Source organism: Streptomyces sp. NPDC048288, assembly GCF_043201555.1.
Lineage (GTDB): Bacteria > Actinomycetota > Actinomycetes > Streptomycetales > Streptomycetaceae > Streptomyces.
Genome location: NZ_JBICZD010000009.1, coordinates 299,607 through 318,600 on the forward strand (window position 1 = coordinate 299,607; position 18,994 = coordinate 318,600).

The window sequence follows — 18,994 nt, forward strand, 5'->3', positions numbered from 1 at the left end:
GGGGGGTCCTTCCGTTCCGTCGGGCTTCAGTCGAGCAGGGGGCGAGGGACGCGGTCCAACAGCCTTAAGGCGTCGAGGCGTTGCACCGGACCGACCGCCACGCCGTCGCCTCCGAACACCATCGCCCGCTCCCCCGTGAACCGCGGCCAGGCGGGCAGCGGGCCCCCGCCCGGATCGTGGTCCGTCACGAAGCGGGCCCAGGTGTCGGCCATGGTGCGGGCGAGTTCACGGTCGGCGTCGGTCCAGGGCCAGGCGCGGGCGTCCAGGGTGTCCAGGACGTAGGGCAGTTCGGCGGTGTGGTGGACGCCGTGGTCGGGGAGCCCGTCCCGGGGCGGGGCGAGCGGGAGGCCGGCGGGCAGCGGCGGTCTCCGGGTGAAGCGGTACATCCAGGTGGGGGCGAGGGCCGCGTGGGTCCGCGCCCAGTGCCACACCGGGTACCCGAACCGGCTCTCGCCGGTGAACCGCCGTGCCGTACGGCGGACTTCGTCGCCGCCGCGCAGCGGGTACACCTCGTCCGTGCCGGGCTCGACGGGCAGCCGGCGCAGGATGTCCAGGGAGGCGTACACCGAGCCCTCGTCGTCGTTGGTGCCGACGAGGAGGGGGACGGCGTGCTGGCGGGCGGCGCCGAAGACGTCGTCGCTCGGTTCGGTGAGGACCCGGCCGTCGACGACCGGCCCGAAGTGGCCCTTGAGGACGAGTTCGACGCCGTCCAGCCGGCGCAGCACGCCGAGGCCGCGGTCCTCCGCCCAGCGCAGCCCCCGCTTCTGCGCGGTGGCCTGGTCCGGGAGCGGGCCCTCGGCCCGGCCGATGCCCGAGGCGCTCTGGCCGATCGCCGCGTGGAAGAGGTGCCGGGCGTCCGGTGCCGCCATGAGGTGGCAGATGTGGGCGGCGCCCGCGGAGTTGCCGGCCAGGGTGACCCGGCCCGGGTCGCCGCCGAACGCCGCGATGTTCTCCCGCACCCAGGTGAGGGCGGCGACGATGTCCAGCACCCCGTAGTTGCCGGAGGCGCCGAGGTCGTCCTCGGCGGCGAGTTCGGGGTGGGCGAGGAAGCCGAGGGCGCCGAGCCGGTGGTTGAGGGTGACGACGACCAGGCCGCGCCGGGCCAGCGCACGGCCGTGGTGGATCTCCTGGCCGCCGTGGCCGTAGCGGTTGCCGCCGCCGTGCACCCAGACCATCACGGGCAGCCCGGCGGCGGGGGCCGGATCCGGGGTCCACACGTTCAGGTAGAGGCAGTCCTCGCTCATCACCAGCGCCCGCCGGTCGGCGAAGTTGGTGTGGTACATGATCGAGTCGCGGGGCGGCTGGGGCTGCAGCGGGGCCGGGCCGAAGGTGTCGGCCCGGCGTTCGCCGTCCCAGGGCGCGGCCGGGCGCGGGGGGCGCCAGCGCAGCTCGCCGACGGGGGGCGCGGCGAACGGGACGCCCCGGAAGACGGCCACCTCACCGTCGTACTCCCCGGCCAGCAGGCCGAGTCCGGTGCGGGTGGTGATCACCCGGCCGCCTTGTGCAGCACGCCGTCCTTCATGATCACCCGGAGCCGGTCGCGGTCCTGGAGGATCCGGATGTCGGCCAGCGGGTCGCCGTCGACCAGCAGCAGGTCCGCGAGATACCCCTCCCGGACCAGCCCGAGTTCGTCGCCCATCCCCATGACCTGGCCGCCGTACTCCGTCGCCGCGCGCAGCGCCTCGGCCGGGGTGAAGCCGAACCAGTCGACGAACAGCTCCAGGTCCCGCAGGTTGCGGCCGACCGGGTTCCAGGCGAAGCCGTAGTCGCCGCCGGGCACGACCCGGATCCCGCGCGCCACGAGTTCGGGTACGACCGCGCGGACGGCGTCCCGGGTGGCCTCGACCTCCATGCCGGGCTCGGGTTCGCTGTCGGCCTCGTGGAGGTTGGCGTGGATGATGCCCGGGGTCGGGGCGACGAAGATCCGGTCGCGGGCGGCTTGGAGGAGGTCGAGGGCCTCCTCGTCGGCGAAGGTGCAGTGGTAGACGGCGCGGATGCCGTGCCGTACGGCCATCTTGATCGACTCGGCCGCGTGGGCGTGCGCGGTGAGCCAGACGCCGTGTTTCTCGGCGGTGTGCGCGGCGGCGGCCACCTCCTCGTCGGTGAACTGCACGATCCGCGAGGTGCCCTGTACGACGGCGCTCTCGCCGGAGAGGGACAGCTTGACGATGTCGACGCCGAGTTCGGCCATGTCGGCGACGAACCGGGCCACCGACTGCGGGTCGGAGGCGCGGTGGTCGATGCCGGGGAAGTCGTAGACGCCGGGCTCGACCATGCCGGCGCTGCCCTCCCAGGAGGCGGCCTTGAGGCGCGGGCCCGGCATCCAGCCCTCGGCGAACGCCTTGCGGGCGGCGACCTCGGTGCCGGGCAGCCGGTTGCCGCCGGAGTAGGCGCTGGTGATGCCGTGGTCGAGGAGGACCCGGCCGGCGTGCGCGACGAGCAGCGCCTTCTCCTCGGCGGGCTCGTCACGGCGCCGGGAGAGGTGCTCGACGGTGGAGCCGAAGCCGAGGTGGGTGTGGGCGTCGACGAGTCCGGGGAGCAGGGTGCCGCCGCCTCCGTCGATCACCCGGGCGGCGGCGGCCAGGTCGCGCGGCACGCGCTCGGCGACCGCGGTGATCCGGTCGCCCTCGACCAGGACCTGGGCGGGGAACGGGTCGCGGCCCGTGCCGTCGAAGACGTGGACGTCGGTGAACAACACGGTCATGTGCGCGGCCTCCAGAAGCGGTGGCGCATCTCGCCGACTCCCCCGATCCGGCTGACCAGTTCGTCCTCCGGAGTCAGGAAGCGCTGCGGGACCCGGCGGTTGCCGACCCCTGCGGGGGTGCCGGTGAAGATCAGGTCGCCGGGGAGAAGGGTGCAGAACTGACTGAGGTGGGCGACCAGTCGGGGAATCGGGAAGATCATGTTGGCGGTGCGGTCGTGCTGGACGGTCTCGCCGTTCAGCTCGCAGGTCAGCTCCAGGTCGTCCGGGTCGTCGAGCTCGTCCAGGCTGACCAGCGCGGGACCGACGGGACCGAACCCCGGGTAGGACTTGCCGAGCGAGAACTGGGCGGGTTTTCCCCCGAGTTGGCTGATCCGCTCCGAGAGGTCCTGGCCGACGGTGAGCGCGACGACCGGGTCCCAGCCCTTCTCCTCGGGCACCTGGTGGGCCTCGCGGCCGATGACCGCGACCAGTTCCAGCTCCCAGTCGACATGGCCGGGCGGCAGGGTGATCGTGGTGTGCGGGCCGGTGAGACAGGTGGCGAACTTGGTGAAGACGAGCGGGACTTCGGGCTCCTCGTAGCCCGCCTCGGCGGTGTGCGGGCGGTAGTTGAGGGCGACGGCGAAGATCTGGCGGGGGGCCGGGACCGGGGGCTCCAGGTCGGACTCGTCGTACGGGCGGGCGCCGGTCGCCGCGGCCGACCAGCGGCGCAGGTCGTCCCAGCGGGCGAAGAGGTCGGCGCCGAGGGAGGCCGGGACGTCGATGGCGCCCTCGGGGGTCAGCAGGACAGGACGGCCGGCGAGTCGTGCGATGCGCATGTCTTGGTCACACCCACTGCTCTGCCGGCGGCTCGTCCTCGCCGTACGCCTCGCGCCAGGAGACCACCGGGTTGCGCAGCACGCCCAGGCCCTCGATCTCGGCCTCGACGACGTCGCCGGGCTTGAGGTAGTTGGCGAACGGGTCCTCGGTGCTCGCGGCCACGCCCGCGATGGTGCCGGTGGTGACGAGGTCGCCCGCGCTGTAGGTCTGCGGGGAGTGGTAGGCGACCAGCTGCGGGATGGAGACCGACATCCGGCCGGTGTCGGACTTCTGGCGGACGTCGCCGTTGACCCTGAGCTCCATGTCCAGGGCGTGCGGGTCGTCGATCTCGTCGGCGGTGACGATGTACGGGCCGACCGGGCAGAAGGTCTCGATCGCCTTGGAGAAGGAGAAGACCCCGGACTCCATCTCCCGGCGCTGGATGTCCCGTGCGGTGATGTCGTTGAAGACGACATAGCCCGCGATGTGCTCGACGGCCTGCTCGGCGGAGAAGAACCGGCCCGGCTTGCCGATGACGATCGCGAGTTCGAGTTCGTAGTCCAGTTCCCGGGTGAGGTTCGCCGGGTACACGATCGGCTCGTCCGGGCCGATGATCGCGTCCACGTTCTGGAAGAACACGATCCCCTTGTTGACCGGGTGGGACCAGTCCACCCGGACCAGATCCTCGTGGTGCTCACGGAAGTTGCCCGCGGTGTGGAAGAACTTCTTCGGCACGATCGGGGCGCGGAGCCGGACGTCGGCGAGCGCGAACGTCCTTCCGGTCTCGCCCACTTGGCCCTCGCGCTCGAAGTACGCACGGGTGGAGGGCACTTCCAGTTCCACGACGGTGTCCCCGTCGAGTCGGCCCACCAGTCCGTGGTCCGGGCCGCCGTCGAACGTCACCAGCTTCATCAGACCTCCCTAAACTGTCGACAGACAGCCTCTCTTGAGCCCGCCCGGTCGTCAATAGGCGCGCAAAGTGTGGACACATATCGGTGCGGTGACCTACCGTCCGATCCATGCGGACGACATGGGACTTCACGGGGACGAGGGCGCTGGTCGCCGGGGCCGGCGGGATCGGGGAGGTGGTCGCGGGCGAGCTCGCGGACGCGGGGGCGGCCGTGGTCGTCCTGGACGTCGACGAGGGCAACCTGGCCCGGGTGGCCTCGGGGTCCGTCAAGGGGCTCTGCGCCGACCTGACGTCGGCGGACGCCTGCCGGGCCGCCGTCGACCGTGCGGTGGACCTGCTCGGCGGTGTCGACGTGTTCGTGCACGCCGCGGGGACCAACGACCGGCGGCCGGTGCTCGACACCCCGGACGAGGTCTGGGAGCGGATCACCTCGGTCAACCTCGACAGCGCGTTCTGGCTGGGGCGGGCCGTGGGCGGGGTGATGGTGCCGGCCGGGTACGGGCGGATCGTCTACCTGTCGTCCGTGTCCGGCCTGTTGGCCCACGCGAACCACGCGCCCTACGCCGCGACCAAGGGGGGCGTCGACCAGCTGATGCGGGTCATGGCGCGGGAGTGGGCGGCGAGCGGGGTCACCGTCAACGCGGTCGCGCCCGGCTACACCGAGACCGACCTCACGCGCGACTACCTCGCGGCGCCGGGGGTCCGGGCATCCCTGGAGTCCCTCGTCCCCGCGGGGCGGCTGGGCCGGCCGGCCGATCTGACCGGGCCCGTGCTCTTCCTCGCGTCCGACGCCGCGGCGTTCGTCACCGGACAGGTGCTGTACGTCGACGGCGGGCGGACGCTCGTCTGAACTCCCCCCCCATCATCATGGCTTTGGAGGCCGTATGACCGCCGTGTTCGAACGTTTCGCTGGGAAGACCGTGCTCGTCACCGGTGCCGGTACCGGGTTCGGTGCGGAGATCGCCGTGCGGGCGGCGCGGGAGGGGGCCGATGTCGCCGTCCACTACCGCGGTTCCCGCGCGGGGGCCGAGGCGACCGCGGAACGCGTGACCGCGCTCGGCCGCAAGGCGCTCGTCGTGCAGGCCGACATCTCCGAGCACGCGCAGATCACGCGGCTCGCGGAGGAGGTGTGGGCGCACTTCGGGCGGCTGGACGTGGCCGTCAACAACGTGGGGGACGTCGCCCGTGAGCAGATGTCCTGGCGGGACGTCACGGAGGAGTCGATCGACCATGTGCTGGCCGTCGACATCAAGGGCACGTTGCTGTGCACGCACGAGTTCGGGGCGCGGATGCTGGAGCAGGAGGGGGGTGGGGCGATCGTGAACATCGGGTCGACGGTGGTGGTGCGGGGCAGTGCGCGGGCGCCGCAGTACGCTGCCGCGAAGTACGGGATCATCGGGCTGACCAAGTCGTACGCGCATGCGTTGGCGCCGAAGGTGCGGGTCAATGTCTTCGCGCCGGGGTTCATCGAGACGGCGGCGACGTTGGCGCGCGAAGACTGGAAGAGCGGGCGGGGGGATGTGCTCAGGGCGGCTACGCCGCTCGGCCGCATACCCGGGCCGGAGGAACTGGCAGGCGCGGCGCTGTTCTTGGCGACCGAGGATGCGGGGCACATCACAGGTGGCTTCTTGGTGGCTGATGGGGGATACAACATGATTGGGGCGTAGAACGTTGTGATTCGGGTGCGGGTGGGTGGGGGCTGGTCGCGCCCACGCGGCGGTAGCCGCAAATTCAACACAGCCCCGCGCCCCTAGGGAAATCCCCTCACCCCAGTCGAAAAGCTCGGCTCCTCAATTGAAAAGCTCCGGCCCCCGGGATTCGGTTCGCATCCATCCCCGGGGGCCGGCCCTTGTCTCTTGGTCTGTTTACGACACCGTCAGGGTGAGGGCGCCCGTGTAGCTCTTGCCGGCGGTGATGGTGGTGGCGGTGCCGTCGACCGTGAGGGTGACGGTCTTGCCGGTCGGGGCCTCGATCGCCGCCGTCGACGCCAGGGTGAGGGCGCTCAGGTACGACGTTCCCGTCACCGTCCAGGTCGAGCCGGCGCCCAGGGTCACCAGGACGCCGTTGTTGACGACGGCGCTCGGGGTGTTGGTGACCTCGCTGATCTGGCGGTACTCGGTCTTGGTGATGGTGGAGACGCTGTGCTTGGCGGTGCTGGCCGAGATGACGCCCTCGATGGTGGTGCGGGTGAAGGAGAGGGTGAGGTTCTGGCCCTGGAGGCTGGCGTTGCCGCCGCCCCAGACGGAGTTGTAGAAGTCGCCGGTGAGGGCGATGTCGGTGAAGGTGCCCTTCGCGTCGGTGGACTGGGAGCTGGTGGTGGTCCAGCTGGAGGACTTGGTCGGGGAGCCGGTCGGCTCGGTGAAGGTGCCGGTCGTCTCGCTGGACCAGGGGTAGCCGGAGACCGTGACGCTGCTCGGGCGGTCGGTGTCCATGAGCTGGAAGAGGACGCCGTTGCCGCTGGTGATGGTGGCGCCGTCGGAGCCGTCCACGGTGACGGTGCCCGCGACGGCCTTGCACATGAACGTGGTCTCGCCGGTGTTGACCTGGGTGCCGCCGTCGATGGCGACCGAGCCCGCCGCGTACCACATGACCATGAAGCGGCCCGCGTCGACGGTCGTCGACTGGACGGGCAGGTCGTCGAGTTCGGCGGAGGTCAGGCCGAGGGAGAGGGAGGTGTTGAGGGCGGAGACGGCGCTCTTGGTGCTGTCGCCGTAGTGCGCCGAGGCGCCCCAGTGGATCAGGGCGTAGTCGCCGACGTCGAAGGTGCAGCCGAGGAAGTGCTCGGTGACGTTGCCGATGGCGTAGCTGCCGTAGCCCTCGCCGCCGGTGTTGGCGATGGTGCTGTTGATGGCGGTGAGGGTGCAGTAGCTGCCGCCGTCGACCGAGAGGGCGCCCCACTTCTCGGAGGAGATCGAGGAGTTGATGTACGACGCCTTGGTGCTGGCGCCGAGCAGGTTGGTGGCGCGGACGTTGCCGGACAGGCCCAGCATCCACGGGACGGTGATCATGTAGCGGGTGTCGCCGGTGCCGGCCGACGGGTACTCGTCGGGGACGACGCCGTCGGCGCAGTGGATGGTGGAGTTCTTGACGATCACGTTGGCGGTGGCGTCGGCGATGACGGCCGTACGGACCACACCGACGTTGCTGATGTTCGCGCCGTCGAGGACGACGGTGGTGCCCGAGCCGGTGCCGACGACGGAGGCGCCGTAGCCGATGAAGTCGCAGCGGCCGTTGCCGTCGAAGGCGATGGTCGGGTTGGTGAGGGTGTAGCTGCCGCCGCCGGCGACGTAGACGCCGTTGAAGGCCTCGCCGTTGGAGAGCAGGGTGATGTCGGAGGCCGCGGTGTCGGTGACGGTGCCGCCCACGACGTCGGAGGGGACGGACTTGGACTCGTCCACGCCGTCGGCGTCGACGTAGATGGCCTGGCGGAAGGGGAAGGTGAGGGTGGAGTAGGTGACGTCGGTGGCCTCGGCGACGTTCAGGACGATGGTGCCGGTGTAGGTGCCGGCCGCGATGGCGGTGGCGACGCCGCCGTTCCCGTCGGTGAGGGCGGCGAGTTCGCTGCCGGTCTCCACGCCGTTGACGGTGAGGGAGAGGCTGTAGCCGTCGGGGACGGCGATGGTGCCGCCCTCCTCGATGGTCAGGCAGGTCGCGGTGGTGGTCTCGGTGAGGGTCAGGGTCTCGTCCGAGCCGACGGTGATGCAGGTGTCGGCCTTGGCGCCCTTGCCCTTGCCGTTCTTGCGGCCGGCGGCCTGCGCGGTGGCGGGGGCGAGCAGGGTGGGGGCGAAGGCGGCGGCCACCGCGATGATGAGGGCGCGGGGGCGGGCCCGGTTGGCGATCGGCCGGTCGAGCAGGTCGGTGGCGGAGGTGGTGTCCTCGTGGTCCGTCCGGTTGTCGGTGGGCAGCACTGTGAACTCCTTTGTCTTCCAGTGTTTTCGGGCAGGGGGCATCGCCGTGCGGCGACACGGGGGGGCACGGGCAGGGGTGAGCCGGGCGTGGCGCCCGTGGGCGCACGCCCTCCCTGCTCGGTGGGGGGGGTGGGTCAGTTGTGGGCGGGCGCGGCGTCCTGGTCGAGGCGCTCGCCGCGGATCCGGGCCAGCACTCGCGTGCGCAGTTCCGCGAAGCGCGGGTCGGCGCGGGTGGTGAGCTGGTCGCGGTCGGTGCCGAAGGGCACGGTCAGGGTGTCGAGTACGGCCGTGGGGCGGCCGCCGAGGACGATCACGCGGTCGCCGAGGTAGACGGACTCGTCGATGTCGTGGGTGACGACGACGACCGTGATGCCGAGGCCGCGGCGCAGCTGGAGGGTGAGGTCCTCCAGGTCGAAGCGGGACTGGGCGTCGACCGAGCCGAACGGCTCGTCCATGAGCAGCACCGGGGCGTCGTAGGCGAGGCCGCGGGCGATGGCGACGCGCTGCTGCATGCCGCCGGAGAGCTGCCAGGGGTACTTGTCGCCGACGTCCGCGAGGCCGACGGCGTCCAGGCACTCCAGCGCGGTCGCCTTGCGGGCCGCCTTCTTCACGCCCCGCCCCTGGAGCGGGAAGGCCACGTTGTCCCACACCCGCATCCAGGGCAGCAGCGAGCCCCGGTAGTCCTGGGAGACCACGGCGATGTCGGCGTGCGGCTCGGTCAGCCGCTGGTCGCCGTAGCGGACCGCGCCCGAGGTGGGCGGGGTGAGTCCGGCGAGGCAGCGCAGCAGGGTGGTCTTGCCGGCGCCGGACGGGCCGACGATGCACACGGACTCCCCCGGGTCCACCCGCAGGGTGAGTCCGGCGAGCACCCGGTGCTCCTGCGGGCTGCCCTGCCCGAAGGTCATGCAGAGGTCCTCGACGTGGAGGGCGGATCCGCGGGTCATACGACCACTCCGTTGCTCTTCTTCTCGACGGGCTCGGTGGGCTCGGTGGACATGGTGGGCAGGAGGCGGCGGGTCCGGGGGGCGCGCTGGTGGTACCAGCCGAGGAGGGCGTGCTCGCAGAGCAGGAGCAGCACGCTCAGGCCGTAGCCGAGGACGCCGATGAGGAGGGTGCCGGCCCAGGTGTCGGCGACGTGGAAGCTGGATCCGCTCTGCAGGATGAAGTTGCCGAGGCCGATCGGGGAACCGTAGATCTCGCTGACGACCATGAGGACGACGGCGATGGACAGGGCGACCCGGATGCCGGCGAAGATCTGCGGCAGGGCTCCCGGGAGCACCACCCGGCGCAGTTGCAGGTGCCAGGGGACGCGGTAGCCGCGGGCGGTCTCGTGCACGGCGGGGTTGATCTGGCCCACCCCGGCAATGGTGTTGAGCAGGATCGGCCAGACGGAGCCGAGGAAGATCAGGAAGACCTTGGGGCCCGAGCCGATGCCCAGGGTGAGGATGATGACCGGCACGAAGCCGACGGTCGGGGTGGCGCGGGCGAAGTCGAGGAGCGGGCCGAGGGCCAGGCGCAGGGTGCGGACCTCGCCGATGACCAGGCCCGCGCCGACACCGAGGACGGTGGCGAGGGCCAGGCCGAGCACGATGTTGCGGAGGCTGAACCAGAGGTCGTCGAGGAGGCCGCCGCCGGCGAGTTCGTCCCACAGGGTGCGCAGGACCGTGGTCAGGGGCGGGAAGTAGAAGCTGGTGCTGCCCGCGGTGGAGATCAGCAGGATCACGAAGACCAGGGCGGGGAGCCAGAGTTGGCGGATCGCCGCGCGGAGGGTCATGAGGCCTCCCCCGCCCGGACCGGGGGCCGCCAGCGCAGCAGCCGGTGTTCGGCGTACTGGGCGAGCAGGGTGATCGAGTAGCCGATCGCGCCCGCCGTGAGGATGTAGGCATAGGCCCGGTCCGAGGCGCCGGCCTGCTGCGACTCCATGATCATGTGGCCGATGCCGGGCAGGGTGGTGAGCACCTCGACGCCGATGGCGACCAGGACGGAGGTGGTGGCGGCCAGCCGCAGGCCGGTCATCACGGAGGGGACGGCGCCGGGCAGGATCACCCGGCGGAAGCGGAGCAGGCGGGGGATGCGGTAGCTGTGCACGGTCTCGTGCACGGCCGGGGTCACGCTCCGGGCGCCGTACTGGGACTGGAGCAGGATCGGGAAGACGCAGGCGATGAAGACGACCGTCGCCTTCATGCCCGGGGTGGAGCCGAGCACCAGCAGGAAGACCGGGAGCAGGGCGATGACCGGGAAGGAGCGCAGGATCTCCACCAGCAGCCGGGAGGACTCCTCGGCCGCCGCGTACACCCCGGTGACCAGGCCGACCGGGATGCCGACGGCGACGGCGGCCAGGAGCCCGATGACCGCCCCGTCCAGGGTGTCCCCTATGGCCTGCCAGTAGGTCCCGCTGCCGAGCAGGTCGCCGAGCGCGCCGGCGACGGCGGCGGGGCCGGGCAGTGCCGTGGCACTCACCGGGCCCGCCGCCGCGACCAGCGCCCACAGCGCCAGCACGGCCACGAGGGCGCCGAGTTGGAGGAGGCGGACCCTCACTGGGTCACCACGGGGGCCTGGTCCCAGTACACGTCGGCGTCCTTGGGCTCGTTGTCGAGCAGGCCGAACTCGTGCATCTTCGTGATCACCGTGCGCATCATCGTCTTGTTGAGGTTCTTGTCGTAGTAGCTGATGTCGTGGGCGTCGATGAAGGAGGCGTCGACCTGGGTGTACTTCTTGTCGATGGCCTTGACGGCGGCCGGGTGGGCGTCGGCGTAGGTGATGGCCTTGGCGACGGCGTCGATGAACTTCTTCGCGGTGTCACTGTTGGCCGACAGGTACTTCTGGCTGGCGAAGAGCAGGCCCTGGACCATGCCGGGCAGGTCGTTCATGCCGTTGCCGATGGAGCGCAGCCCGCTGTCCTTGGCGGCGAAGTAGAACGGGCCGAAGGAGAACACCGCGTCGGTCTTGCCGGACTTGGCGGCGTCGGTCAGCGAAGTCGTGGGCAGCGCCACGAACTTGATCTTCGAGGGGTCGCCGCCGGCCTTCTGGGTCAGGTACTCGCAGATGAACTGGATGGTGCCGCCGAGCGCGGAGATGCCGACGGTCTTGCCCTCCAGGTCCTTGAAGGACGTGATCTTGCTGTCCTTCTTCACCAGGAGTCCGTCGGTGGGGTCGGTCTTCGTGGTCGCGGACTGCAGGCCGGTGACGATCCGGATGCCCATGCCCGAGGCCGCGCCCTTGAGGAAGCCCGAGCTGTCCGTCATCGCGAACTGGGCCTCGCCGTTGAGGACGGAGGGCGCGTTCTGCGAGGTGTCCTGGGCGCCGGCCTTGATGGTGACGTCGAGGCCCGCGTCCTTGAAGTAGCCCTGCTGCTCGGCTATGTAGAGCGGCTCGAAGATGGCGCCGTTGGAGCGCAGCACGGTGATCTTCGCCTTGCCGTCGGCGGTCTGGGTGCCGGCGGCCGAGTCGCCGCCGCAGGCGGTGGCGGTCAGCGACATGCCGGCGGCCAGGGCGGTCAGCAGGACGAGGGTGCGGCGCCGCGGGTTTCTCGAAGTCTGCATGGAACGGCTCTCCTTCGGGGCGTGGATCACTGCGTCCGCGCGGGGCCCGCGGCGGCGTAGGCGGTGGTGGATTCGGCGGGGGTCATGTAGGTGCGGAACAGACCGTCCGGGTCGTACACGGCCCGGATCTCCTCCAGGCGGCCCGCGTTGGCCGGGCTGAGCCCGTGGTCGGGGCGGTCCGCGAGGTTGTTGTCGGAGAACTGCAGCCCCGTGGACAGGTGCTGGATCGCGGCGAGTTCGCCGTGCGCCCACCGCTCGTGCAGGAGGTCCTCGGCCGGGTCCGTCCAGCCGGCGTTGGGCGAGAGATAGAGCTTGGCCTGGCTGGACCAGCAGGCGTCAGGGCGCTCCGGGAAGCCGCCCCACAGCATCCACAGGACGTGGCTGGTGGTGTCCGGCGCGGAGTCGAACAGCGGCCGGGCCGCGGCCAGCACCTTGTCGACCGGCTCGTCGGTCCAGATGCCGTCCAGCGCCCAGCGCATCCCGGCCGGGGTCATCCGGTCGGCGTGCGTGTACAGCTCGGCCATGGTCGTCTCCGCGCCGACGACCGCACGCAGGGCCTGAGACCGAAAGGGCGCCGTCTCCAGCAGCGCGAGCGGCTCGGAGTCCTCGTCCTGCGCGAAGGCGGTGGCGGTGACCGACACGGTGTGCCGGTCGAGGCCCTCCACGAACCCGACCTTGGCCGAGAACTCGACCTCCGTCGGCAGCAGTTCGAGCATGTCGTACGTCCAGGCCAGTACCTCGTCCCGGAGGTCGAGGGGGTAGCTGTGCAGGGTGCGCAGCAGCCGCTTCGGGGCCGGGTGCAGGGCGAGGTGGAAGCGGGTGACGACGCCGAAGAAGCCGGGGCCGCTGCCGCGCGCCGCCCACAGCAGGGCGGGGTGGTTGGCGTCGGTGGCGTGCACCAGGGTGCCGTCGGCGAGGACGACGTCCACGGCGCGGATGCTGAGGCAGGCGGGGCCGAGGTGACGGGAGTCCCAGCCGTAGCCGCCGCCGAGCAGGAATCCGCCGAGGCCGACGGTGGGGGCGTGGCCGGTGGGGAAGAACAGACCGTGGGGGGCGGCGGCTTCGAGCAGGGCGGGGCCGGTGGCCGCCGGCTGGGCGGTGGCCGTCCGGGTCGACGGGTCGACGGTGACCTCCGTCAGGCGGGAGAGGTCGAGCAGCATCCCGCCGTCGCGGACGCCGTTGCCGACCCAGCTGTGCCCGCCGGAGCGGATGCCGATGGGCAGCCCCTCGGCGCGGGCCAGCCGGACGGCGGCGACGACGTCCAGCTCGGTGCGGGCGAGCACGATGGCGTCGGGGTGGCGGTCGGGTTTGCGTTCGTTCCAGACGGCGTCGAGACGGGCCCGTTCGTAGGACTCGTCGCCGCGCCGGATGAGGGTGCCCGGGGGCAGTTGGTGCATGGCCGTCTCCTCACGCGTTTCAACGGGGACCATACTGTCGACACTTTCGGGCTTCAAGGGATGTGTCATCGAAATATCTGGCATCTCTGGCGACACTAGGTGCTTCGCCAGGAGGCCGCGGATGGGTTGTCGGTCAAGTGCGGCGCCGTGGGGGTTGAGCGCGCAGTTCCCCGCGCCCCTGGCGGGGCGCTCTACTCGTCGAAGTCGAAGAGTTCGGTCGGGTTGGTTACCAACAGGCGTTGCAGTACCGCTGGTTCGGGGGCGATGCGTTCGAGGAGGTCGACCAGTAAGCCGTCGTCCGGGGGGTCGCCGGTGATGTTGACGTGGGGATAGTCGGTGCCCCAGACCACGCGCTCGGGGGCGTGGGCGACCAGGGACGCGGCGAGGGTGACGGCGTCGGTGAACGGGGGGCCCTGCAGGGAGATCCGGTCGACGCCGCTGACCTTGACCCAGACGTCACCGGTGTCGAGCAGGGTGCGCAGGGTGCGGGTGGCCGGGCTGTCGCGGCCCGCGGTCAGGTCGACGCGGCCCATGTGGTCGATCACCACCCGGCCGGGCAGGGCGCGTACGACGTCGGTCAGGCCCGGCAGGTCGTCGCCGCGTACGTGGAGCTGGGCGGCCCAGCCGAGGCCGTCGACGCGTTCCAGTACGGCGTCGATCTCGGTGTGCGTCGGCCGGCTCCGCAGGTGGGGCAGGAAGTTGAGCCGGAAGGCGCGGACGCCCGCCCGGTGCAGTTCCTCCACCTCGGCCCGGCTCGTGGTCTCGCCGATCAGGGCCACGCCCCGCACCCGGCCGCCGCCGGCCGCGAGGGCGTCGAGCAGCACCCGGTGGTCGTGGCCGTGGCAGGACGACTGCACGACCACCGCTCTGGTCAGGCCCAGGTGGGCGTGGAGGGCCCGGAGTTGTTCCTTGGGCGCGTCGAGCGGGGTGAAGGTGCGCTCCGGCGCGTACGGGAAGCGGCCCGCGGGCCCGAAGATGTGGCAGTGGGCGTCGCAACTGCCCGGTGGCAGGAGGAGTTTCGGCGCCCGGGGTGACGGGTGCGGGGGTGGGCACCCCGGCGAGGGCGCGGGGAGCGGGGGCTGGGGCAGGACGGCCGGTGCGGGCGCGGCGGGTTCAGTCACAGCGCGCCGTCATTCCGCCGTCGACGACGATCTCGGTGCCGGTGACGAACCGTGCCTCGTCCGAGGCCAGGAAGAGCGCCGCGTACGCGGTGTCCCGCCCGTCGCCCATGAAGCCGAGCGGGATCCGGGCCTGCCGCTGGGCGAGCAGTTTCTCCACGTCACCGCCGGCGCGCTGACCGGCGAGGCGGGCCTCGACCAGTGGGGTGTGCAGCTGCCCCGGCACGACGGTGTTCACCCGGATCCCGTCCGGCGCGTACTGGACGGCCGTGACCCGGGACAGCTGGATGACCGCCGCCTTGGCCGCCGCGTACCCCACCTGGGCGGCGCCGGTCCAGCGCAGCCCGGAGCAGGAGGAGGTGTTGACGATCGCCCCTCCCCCGCCCCGCCGCATCACCGGGATCACGTGTTTGCAGGCGAGGAAGGCGCTGGTGAGGTTGGTCCGGAGCTGGCTCTCCCAGTCCTCCAGGCTCAGCTCCACGGCGCCGCCGGGGCGGGAGCCGCCGACGTTGTTGACGAGGATGTCGATCCGGCCGGCGCGGCCGGCGGTCTCGGTGAAGTAGGCCTGGACGGCGTCGGGGTCGGTGACGTCCAGGAGATCGGTGCGGACCGTGCCGCCGTCGGCGCGGATCTGGTCCGCGGTGACCTCCAGCGCGCCCTTGTCCCGGTCGGTCAGGTGGACCGCGGCGCCCTCGCGGGCGAAGAGCACGGCGGCGGCGCGGCCGTTGCCCCAGCCGGGGCCGACGCTGCCGGCGCCGCCGATGACGGCGACCTTGCCGGCGAGCCGCCCCGGGCGGGGCCGGGATTGGGGTTCTGGCGTGTCCTGAAGCACAGGAGCCTCCCTCCATGGGGGATCGGAGCCTGCCGACAGTCATAGCCAAGTGTCGACACAAAGTAAACATGAGAGCTTTGTTGAGCGGATCTCCTGCACCTTCTTGCCAAGGGTGTCGACAGAGGGCTTGTATGGGCTTCGGTACCGAGGAAGCAGCCGAGCCGGAGGACAACCGTGCAGAAACCCCCCGTCTTCACCCCGGAGGAGATCGCCCGCTTCCGTGCCGAGCTCGACGCCCGGCGGGCGCCCGGCGCCCACGAGCCCGGCCGCTGGTCGGTGAGTCCGCTCAACCGCCGTACGGATGTGGTGGGTTCACTGCCGGAGTCGGTCCGGCTGCGGGACGCCACCCTGCGTTCACTGGAGACCCTGCCGGGCGTCACGGCCCCGGCGGCGGCGAAGCGCGCCTTTCTGCGGCGGGTGGTGGCGACCGGGGTGCCGGAGGTGGTCACCGCCGGGCCCGGCGGGCGCGCGCAGGACGTGCTGAAGGCAGAGGTGGATCTGGTCAAGGGCGAGAACCCGAAGTGCCGGGTGATCTGCCCGCTGATGCGCTCGACGGAGGACGTCGACCGTGCCGCGCGGGCCGGTTACGACGCCGTCCAGGTGTGGGTGCAGGGCTTCGGCGAGACGGCGCTGCTCTACCGGCCCGACGTGTACGCGGCCGCCTGGCGGGGCGAGGAGTGGCGGACCCCTCGGGCCGCGCACGACCGGGCCGCCGTACTGGGGCGGGCGGCGCGGCTCATCGAGTACGCCCGCTCGCTGGGCCTGGAGGTGATCGCGCCGATGCTGATGGTGTCGTACCTGACGGAGGAGGACCACGCCACGACGGTCGCGGCCCTCACCGGGGCCGGGGCCGGCGAGCTGACCCTCTTCGACGGACCGGGCGCGCTGAGCCCGGAGGCCTACGGCTATCTGGTGTACCGGACGAAGGAGCTGGCGCCGGACGTCGAGGTGGGCCTGCACCCGCACAACACGTTCGGGCTGGCCGTCGGCTGCGCGGTCGCCGCCGTCCGGGCCGGCGCCACCGCCGTGGAACTGTCGGTCAACGGCTACTGCGGCGGCCCCGGCAACGCCGATCTCGCCGCCACCGCCCTGGCCTTCGAGGCCGTCTACGGCGTCCGTACCGGCATCCGCACCGAGGAGCTCACCCGCCTCGCCCGGCTGGGGGCGGAGGTGACGGGCTACCGGACCGCCTGGAACCATCCGATCACGGGTCCGGACGCCTTCTGCTGGGGCGGTCTGGACTTCATCACCCAGGAGACGGCGGTGGACCCGCTGCTCCACAACTGCGTGGAGCCGTCCCTGGTCGGCAACGAGCGGCGGATCCCCTTCACCCCGGACAGCGGCCCCTACACCCTGGCCGACCGGACGGCAGCTCTGGGCATCGACCTGCCGCCGGCCGCCCTGGACCAACTGCTCGATCAGGTGAAGCAGTTGATGGCCCGGGAGAACCGCCTCGCCGATGACGACGACCTGCGGGCGCTCGCCCGGGAGCTGGGCTGACCGGCCGGCCCGGTGCCCCTGACGGGTGGGTCACCGGGCCGGCGGTGTCAGCGAACTCCGGGCCCGTCGGCCTCAGGAGGTACTGACACCCACGGTGAGCGTCGCCTTGTACCCGTCGGAGACGCTGTCACCCAGTGCGGTCAGGGTCAGCAGGCCGGAGGAGGCACCGCCGTCGTCGTAGATGGTGTCGTCGGAGAGCTGGGTCTCCGTGGTGGTGTTGTCCGAGTACGGCGAGCTCGCCTGGACCTCGGTGTTGATGTCCGCGTCGAAGAACAGCTGCCCGGTGTGGATGACCGAGCCGCCGGTGTACGAGTCGTCGGTCAGCGTCACGTCGGTGTGCACCCGCATGTGGACGTGGACGGCCCGGGAGACGTAGTGGCCCGGCCAGATCGAGATCAGGCTCACCTCGCCGTTGGAGTCGGTCAGCTGACCGCCGCGCAGGAAGGTGCCGTCGTCGGTCTCGGTGTGGCCGTTCTTGCCGACGAAGCCGGAGTACTCGCCGAGCGCGTCGCAGTGCCAGATCTCGACCAGCGCGTCCGCGAGCGGGGCACAGTCGTTGGCCTGGTCGACGACGGTGAAGGTGTACTGGACCTCGACGCCCTCCTTGTCCTCGCGGACGTCCTCTCGCACGAGCGCACCATCGAGCGAGTAGGGACCCTCGGTGACCTCGGCGTTGAGGGTGCAGACGCCGGAGGAGGCGTCGCTGGTCGCGGTGGTGGCGTCGGCGCCGGCCTCCGAGGTGGTGGTGTCGGCGGAGGCGAGGCCCGCGGCCATCAGCCCGCCGGCCGCGGCGATGGTGGCGCCGCCGATCAGCACACGCCGCCGTTTCATGGTGTTGTCCACGCGGTGGCGGCCGCCGGCCTGGGCGGCGGAGTCGTCGGAGGAGAGGGGCTCGGGGGTCTGCCCGGAGGCAGAGGCGTTGTCTGTCATGTCTGGAGAACTTAGGGAACGACCTGAGGCGGGCCATGGCCACGCACTGTGAGATTGCTGGGAAAGAACCCCTCAACTCACCCTCTTTGGAACAGAGTTGGGGCAGATTCCGCGTGTTGCTCTCAGCTCAGTCCGGCGACCCGGGCCCGCTCCACCGCCGGGCCGATCGCCTTGGCGACCGCCTCCACGTCGGCCTGCGTGGAGGTGTGGCCGAGCGAGAAGCGCAGGGTGCCGCGGGCCAGGTCCGGGTCGGTGCCGGTGGCGAGCAGCACATGGCTGGGCTGGGCGACACCGGCGGTGCACGCGGAGCCCGTCGAGCACTCGATGCCCTGGGCGTCGAGCAGCAGCAGCAGCGAGTCGCCCTCGCAGCCCGGGAAGGTGAAGTGCGCGTTGGCCGGGAGGCGGTCCACCGGGTCCCCGCCGAGGATCGCGTCCGGTACGGCCGTACGGACGGCCTCGACCAGCCGGTCGCGCAGGGCGCCGATCTCCCGGGCGAACCACTCGCGGCGCTCGGCGGCGAGGCGGGCCGCCACCGCGAAGGAGGCGATCGCCGGGACGTCGAGGGTGCCGGAGCGGACATGCCGCTCCTGGCCGCCGCCGTGCAGCACCGGTACGGGGGTGTACTCACGGCCGAGGAGAAGGGCGCCGATGCCGTACGGGCCGCCGACCTTGTGGCCGGAGACGGTCATCGCGGCGAGGCCGGAGGTGCCGAAGTCCACCGGGATCTGGCCGAAGGCCTGGACCGCGTCGGCGTGCAGCGGGATGCCGAACTCGTTGGTCACGTCGGCGAGTTCGCGGACCGGCAGGACGGTGCCGATCTCGTTGTTGGCCCACATGACGGTGGCGAGGGCCACGTCGTCGGGGTTGCGGGCGATCGCCTCGCGCAGGGTGTCGGGGTGGACCCGGCCGTAGGTGTCGACGGGGAGGTACTCCACCGTCGCCCCCTCGTGTTCGCCGAGCCAGTGGACCGCGTCCAGGACGGCGTGGTGTTCGACGGGGCTGGCGAGGACGCGGGTGCGGGCGGGGTCGGCGGCGCGGCGGGACCAGTAGAGGCCCTTGACCGCGAGGTTGTCGGCCTCGGTGCCGCCGGAGGTGAAGACGACCTCGCTGGGGCGGGCGCCGAGCGCCTCCGCGAGGGTTTCCCGGGATTCCTCGACCGTGCGGCGGGCCTTGCGGCCGGAGGCGTGCAGGGAGGACGCGTTGCCGGTGACGCTCAGGGCAGCGGTGAGTGCTTCTGCCGCCTCGGGGAGCATCGGGGTCGTGGCGGCGTGGTCGAGGTAGGCCATGGTGACGTCGATTCTACGTGGGGGCTCCGCCGCAGAACCGAGGGGCGCCGTGGCCGGCTCGGGCCGGTGGGT

17 protein-coding genes are annotated in these 18,994 nt (G+C 71.8%); 3 read left to right on the forward strand and 14 right to left on the reverse strand.

The annotated features are described in order from the left end of the window. Nucleotides 1–26: 26 nt before the first annotated feature. From ACGFZS_RS31455 to ACGFZS_RS31470, 4 genes are read right to left on the reverse strand one after another with little or no spacing between them, the layout of a single operon-like run. A complete protein-coding gene (locus ACGFZS_RS31455) occupies nt 27–1,490 on the reverse strand; it encodes a carboxylesterase/lipase family protein (protein WP_393797903.1) in 1,464 nt (487 codons plus the stop codon). Then, nucleotides 1,487–2,704, reverse strand: coding sequence for an amidohydrolase family protein (locus tag ACGFZS_RS31460; RefSeq protein WP_393797904.1), 1,218 nt, complete (start codon nt 2,702–2,704; stop codon nt 1,487–1,489). Before ACGFZS_RS31460 ends, ACGFZS_RS31455 begins: the two co-directional genes overlap by 4 nt. After that, nucleotides 2,701–3,519, reverse strand: coding sequence for a fumarylacetoacetate hydrolase family protein (locus ACGFZS_RS31465; RefSeq protein ID WP_393797905.1), 819 nt, complete (start codon nt 3,517–3,519; stop codon nt 2,701–2,703). Before ACGFZS_RS31465 ends, ACGFZS_RS31460 begins: the two co-directional genes overlap by 4 nt. A gap of 7 nt (nt 3,520–3,526) precedes the next feature. After that, nucleotides 3,527–4,411: a fumarylacetoacetate hydrolase family protein gene (locus ACGFZS_RS31470; protein ID WP_355717052.1), complete on the reverse strand. Its 885-nt coding sequence runs from the start codon at nt 4,409–4,411 to the stop codon at nt 3,527–3,529. Nucleotides 4,412–4,518: 107 nt separating this feature from the next. Between ACGFZS_RS31470 and ACGFZS_RS31475 the strand changes: the two genes are divergently transcribed. Then, a complete protein-coding gene (locus ACGFZS_RS31475) occupies nt 4,519–5,259 on the forward strand; it encodes an SDR family NAD(P)-dependent oxidoreductase (protein WP_393797906.1) in 741 nt (246 codons plus the stop codon). Between the two features lie 34 nt (nt 5,260–5,293). Then, nucleotides 5,294–6,076, forward strand: coding sequence for an SDR family NAD(P)-dependent oxidoreductase (locus ACGFZS_RS31480; RefSeq protein WP_393797907.1), 783 nt, complete (start codon nt 5,294–5,296; stop codon nt 6,074–6,076). Between the two features lie 198 nt (nt 6,077–6,274). On the opposite strand, the gene ACGFZS_RS31485 is transcribed toward ACGFZS_RS31480, so the two are convergent. From ACGFZS_RS31485 to ACGFZS_RS31520, 8 genes are all read right to left on the reverse strand, one after another. Next, the gene (locus tag ACGFZS_RS31485; protein ID WP_393797908.1) at nt 6,275–8,317 is read right to left on the reverse strand and encodes a hypothetical protein; all 2,043 of its coding nucleotides are present in this window, start codon (nt 8,315–8,317) and stop codon (nt 6,275–6,277) included. Nucleotides 8,318–8,451: 134 nt separating this feature from the next. Continuing rightward, the gene (locus tag ACGFZS_RS31490; RefSeq protein WP_393797909.1) at nt 8,452–9,261 is read right to left on the reverse strand and encodes an ABC transporter ATP-binding protein; all 810 of its coding nucleotides are present in this window, start codon (nt 9,259–9,261) and stop codon (nt 8,452–8,454) included. Next, on the reverse strand, nt 9,258–10,091 hold the full coding sequence (locus ACGFZS_RS31495; protein ID WP_393797910.1) for an ABC transporter permease: 834 nt from the start codon (nt 10,089–10,091) through the stop codon (nt 9,258–9,260). Before ACGFZS_RS31495 ends, ACGFZS_RS31490 begins: the two co-directional genes overlap by 4 nt. Then, nucleotides 10,088–10,855: an ABC transporter permease gene (locus ACGFZS_RS31500; RefSeq protein WP_393797911.1), complete on the reverse strand. Its 768-nt coding sequence runs from the start codon at nt 10,853–10,855 to the stop codon at nt 10,088–10,090. Before ACGFZS_RS31500 ends, ACGFZS_RS31495 begins: the two co-directional genes overlap by 4 nt. Beyond that, on the reverse strand, nt 10,852–11,859 hold the full coding sequence (locus ACGFZS_RS31505) for an ABC transporter substrate-binding protein (protein ID WP_393797912.1): 1,008 nt from the start codon (nt 11,857–11,859) through the stop codon (nt 10,852–10,854). Before ACGFZS_RS31505 ends, ACGFZS_RS31500 begins: the two co-directional genes overlap by 4 nt. Nucleotides 11,860–11,885: 26 nt before the next feature. Then, nucleotides 11,886–13,256, reverse strand: a complete 1,371-nt coding sequence (locus tag ACGFZS_RS31510) for an FAD-binding oxidoreductase (RefSeq protein ID WP_393797913.1) — start codon at nt 13,254–13,256, stop codon at nt 11,886–11,888. Nucleotides 13,257–13,447: 191 nt separating this feature from the next. Then, nucleotides 13,448–14,377: an amidohydrolase family protein gene (locus tag ACGFZS_RS31515; protein ID WP_393797914.1), complete on the reverse strand. Its 930-nt coding sequence runs from the start codon at nt 14,375–14,377 to the stop codon at nt 13,448–13,450. Then, nucleotides 14,370–15,206: an SDR family NAD(P)-dependent oxidoreductase gene (locus tag ACGFZS_RS31520; protein ID WP_393797915.1), complete on the reverse strand. Its 837-nt coding sequence runs from the start codon at nt 15,204–15,206 to the stop codon at nt 14,370–14,372. Before ACGFZS_RS31520 ends, ACGFZS_RS31515 begins: the two co-directional genes overlap by 8 nt. A 174-nt stretch (nt 15,207–15,380) precedes the next feature. Here ACGFZS_RS31520 and ACGFZS_RS31525 point away from each other — a divergent pair, with 174 nt between their 5' ends. Further along, nucleotides 15,381–16,706 carry a hypothetical protein gene (locus ACGFZS_RS31525; RefSeq protein ID WP_393797916.1) on the forward strand — a complete coding sequence of 442 codons (1,326 nt, stop codon included), beginning with the start codon at nt 15,381–15,383 and terminating at the stop codon, nt 16,704–16,706. Between the two features lie 72 nt (nt 16,707–16,778). Here the strand turns inward: ACGFZS_RS31525 and ACGFZS_RS31530 are convergent, their stop codons facing one another. Both ACGFZS_RS31530 and ACGFZS_RS31535 read right to left on the reverse strand, forming a co-directional pair. Further along, on the reverse strand, nt 16,779–17,636 hold the full coding sequence (locus tag ACGFZS_RS31530) for an intradiol ring-cleavage dioxygenase (protein WP_393797917.1): 858 nt from the start codon (nt 17,634–17,636) through the stop codon (nt 16,779–16,781). Nucleotides 17,637–17,758: 122 nt separating this feature from the next. Then, nucleotides 17,759–18,922, reverse strand: a complete 1,164-nt coding sequence (locus ACGFZS_RS31535) for a cysteine desulfurase family protein (RefSeq protein ID WP_393797918.1) — start codon at nt 18,920–18,922, stop codon at nt 17,759–17,761. Nucleotides 18,923–18,994 lie beyond the last annotated feature (72 nt).

Excerpts from the sequence above, each read along its gene's own strand:
- ACGFZS_RS31460 (WP_393797904.1), bottom strand. The coding sequence starts at position 2,704 with ATGACCGTGTTGTTCACCGACGTCCACGTCTTCGACGGCACGGGCCGC.
- ACGFZS_RS31465 (WP_393797905.1), bottom strand. The coding sequence starts at position 3,519 with ATGCGCATCGCACGACTCGCCGGCCGTCCTGTCCTGCTGACCCCCGAG.
- ACGFZS_RS31470 (WP_355717052.1), bottom strand. The coding sequence starts at position 4,411 with ATGAAGCTGGTGACGTTCGACGGCGGCCCGGACCACGGACTGGTGGGC.
- ACGFZS_RS31475 (WP_393797906.1), top strand. The coding sequence starts at position 4,519 with ATGCGGACGACATGGGACTTCACGGGGACGAGGGCGCTGGTCGCCGGG.
- ACGFZS_RS31480 (WP_393797907.1), top strand. The coding sequence starts at position 5,294 with ATGACCGCCGTGTTCGAACGTTTCGCTGGGAAGACCGTGCTCGTCACC.
- ACGFZS_RS31490 (WP_393797909.1), bottom strand. The coding sequence starts at position 9,261 with ATGACCCGCGGATCCGCCCTCCACGTCGAGGACCTCTGCATGACCTTC.
- ACGFZS_RS31495 (WP_393797910.1), bottom strand. The coding sequence starts at position 10,091 with ATGACCCTCCGCGCGGCGATCCGCCAACTCTGGCTCCCCGCCCTGGTC.
- ACGFZS_RS31505 (WP_393797912.1), bottom strand. The coding sequence starts at position 11,859 with ATGCAGACTTCGAGAAACCCGCGGCGCCGCACCCTCGTCCTGCTGACC.
- ACGFZS_RS31510 (WP_393797913.1), bottom strand. The coding sequence starts at position 13,256 with ATGCACCAACTGCCCCCGGGCACCCTCATCCGGCGCGGCGACGAGTCC.
- ACGFZS_RS31530 (WP_393797917.1), bottom strand. The coding sequence starts at position 17,636 with ATGACAGACAACGCCTCTGCCTCCGGGCAGACCCCCGAGCCCCTCTCC.
- ACGFZS_RS31535 (WP_393797918.1), bottom strand. The coding sequence starts at position 18,922 with ATGGCCTACCTCGACCACGCCGCCACGACCCCGATGCTCCCCGAGGCG.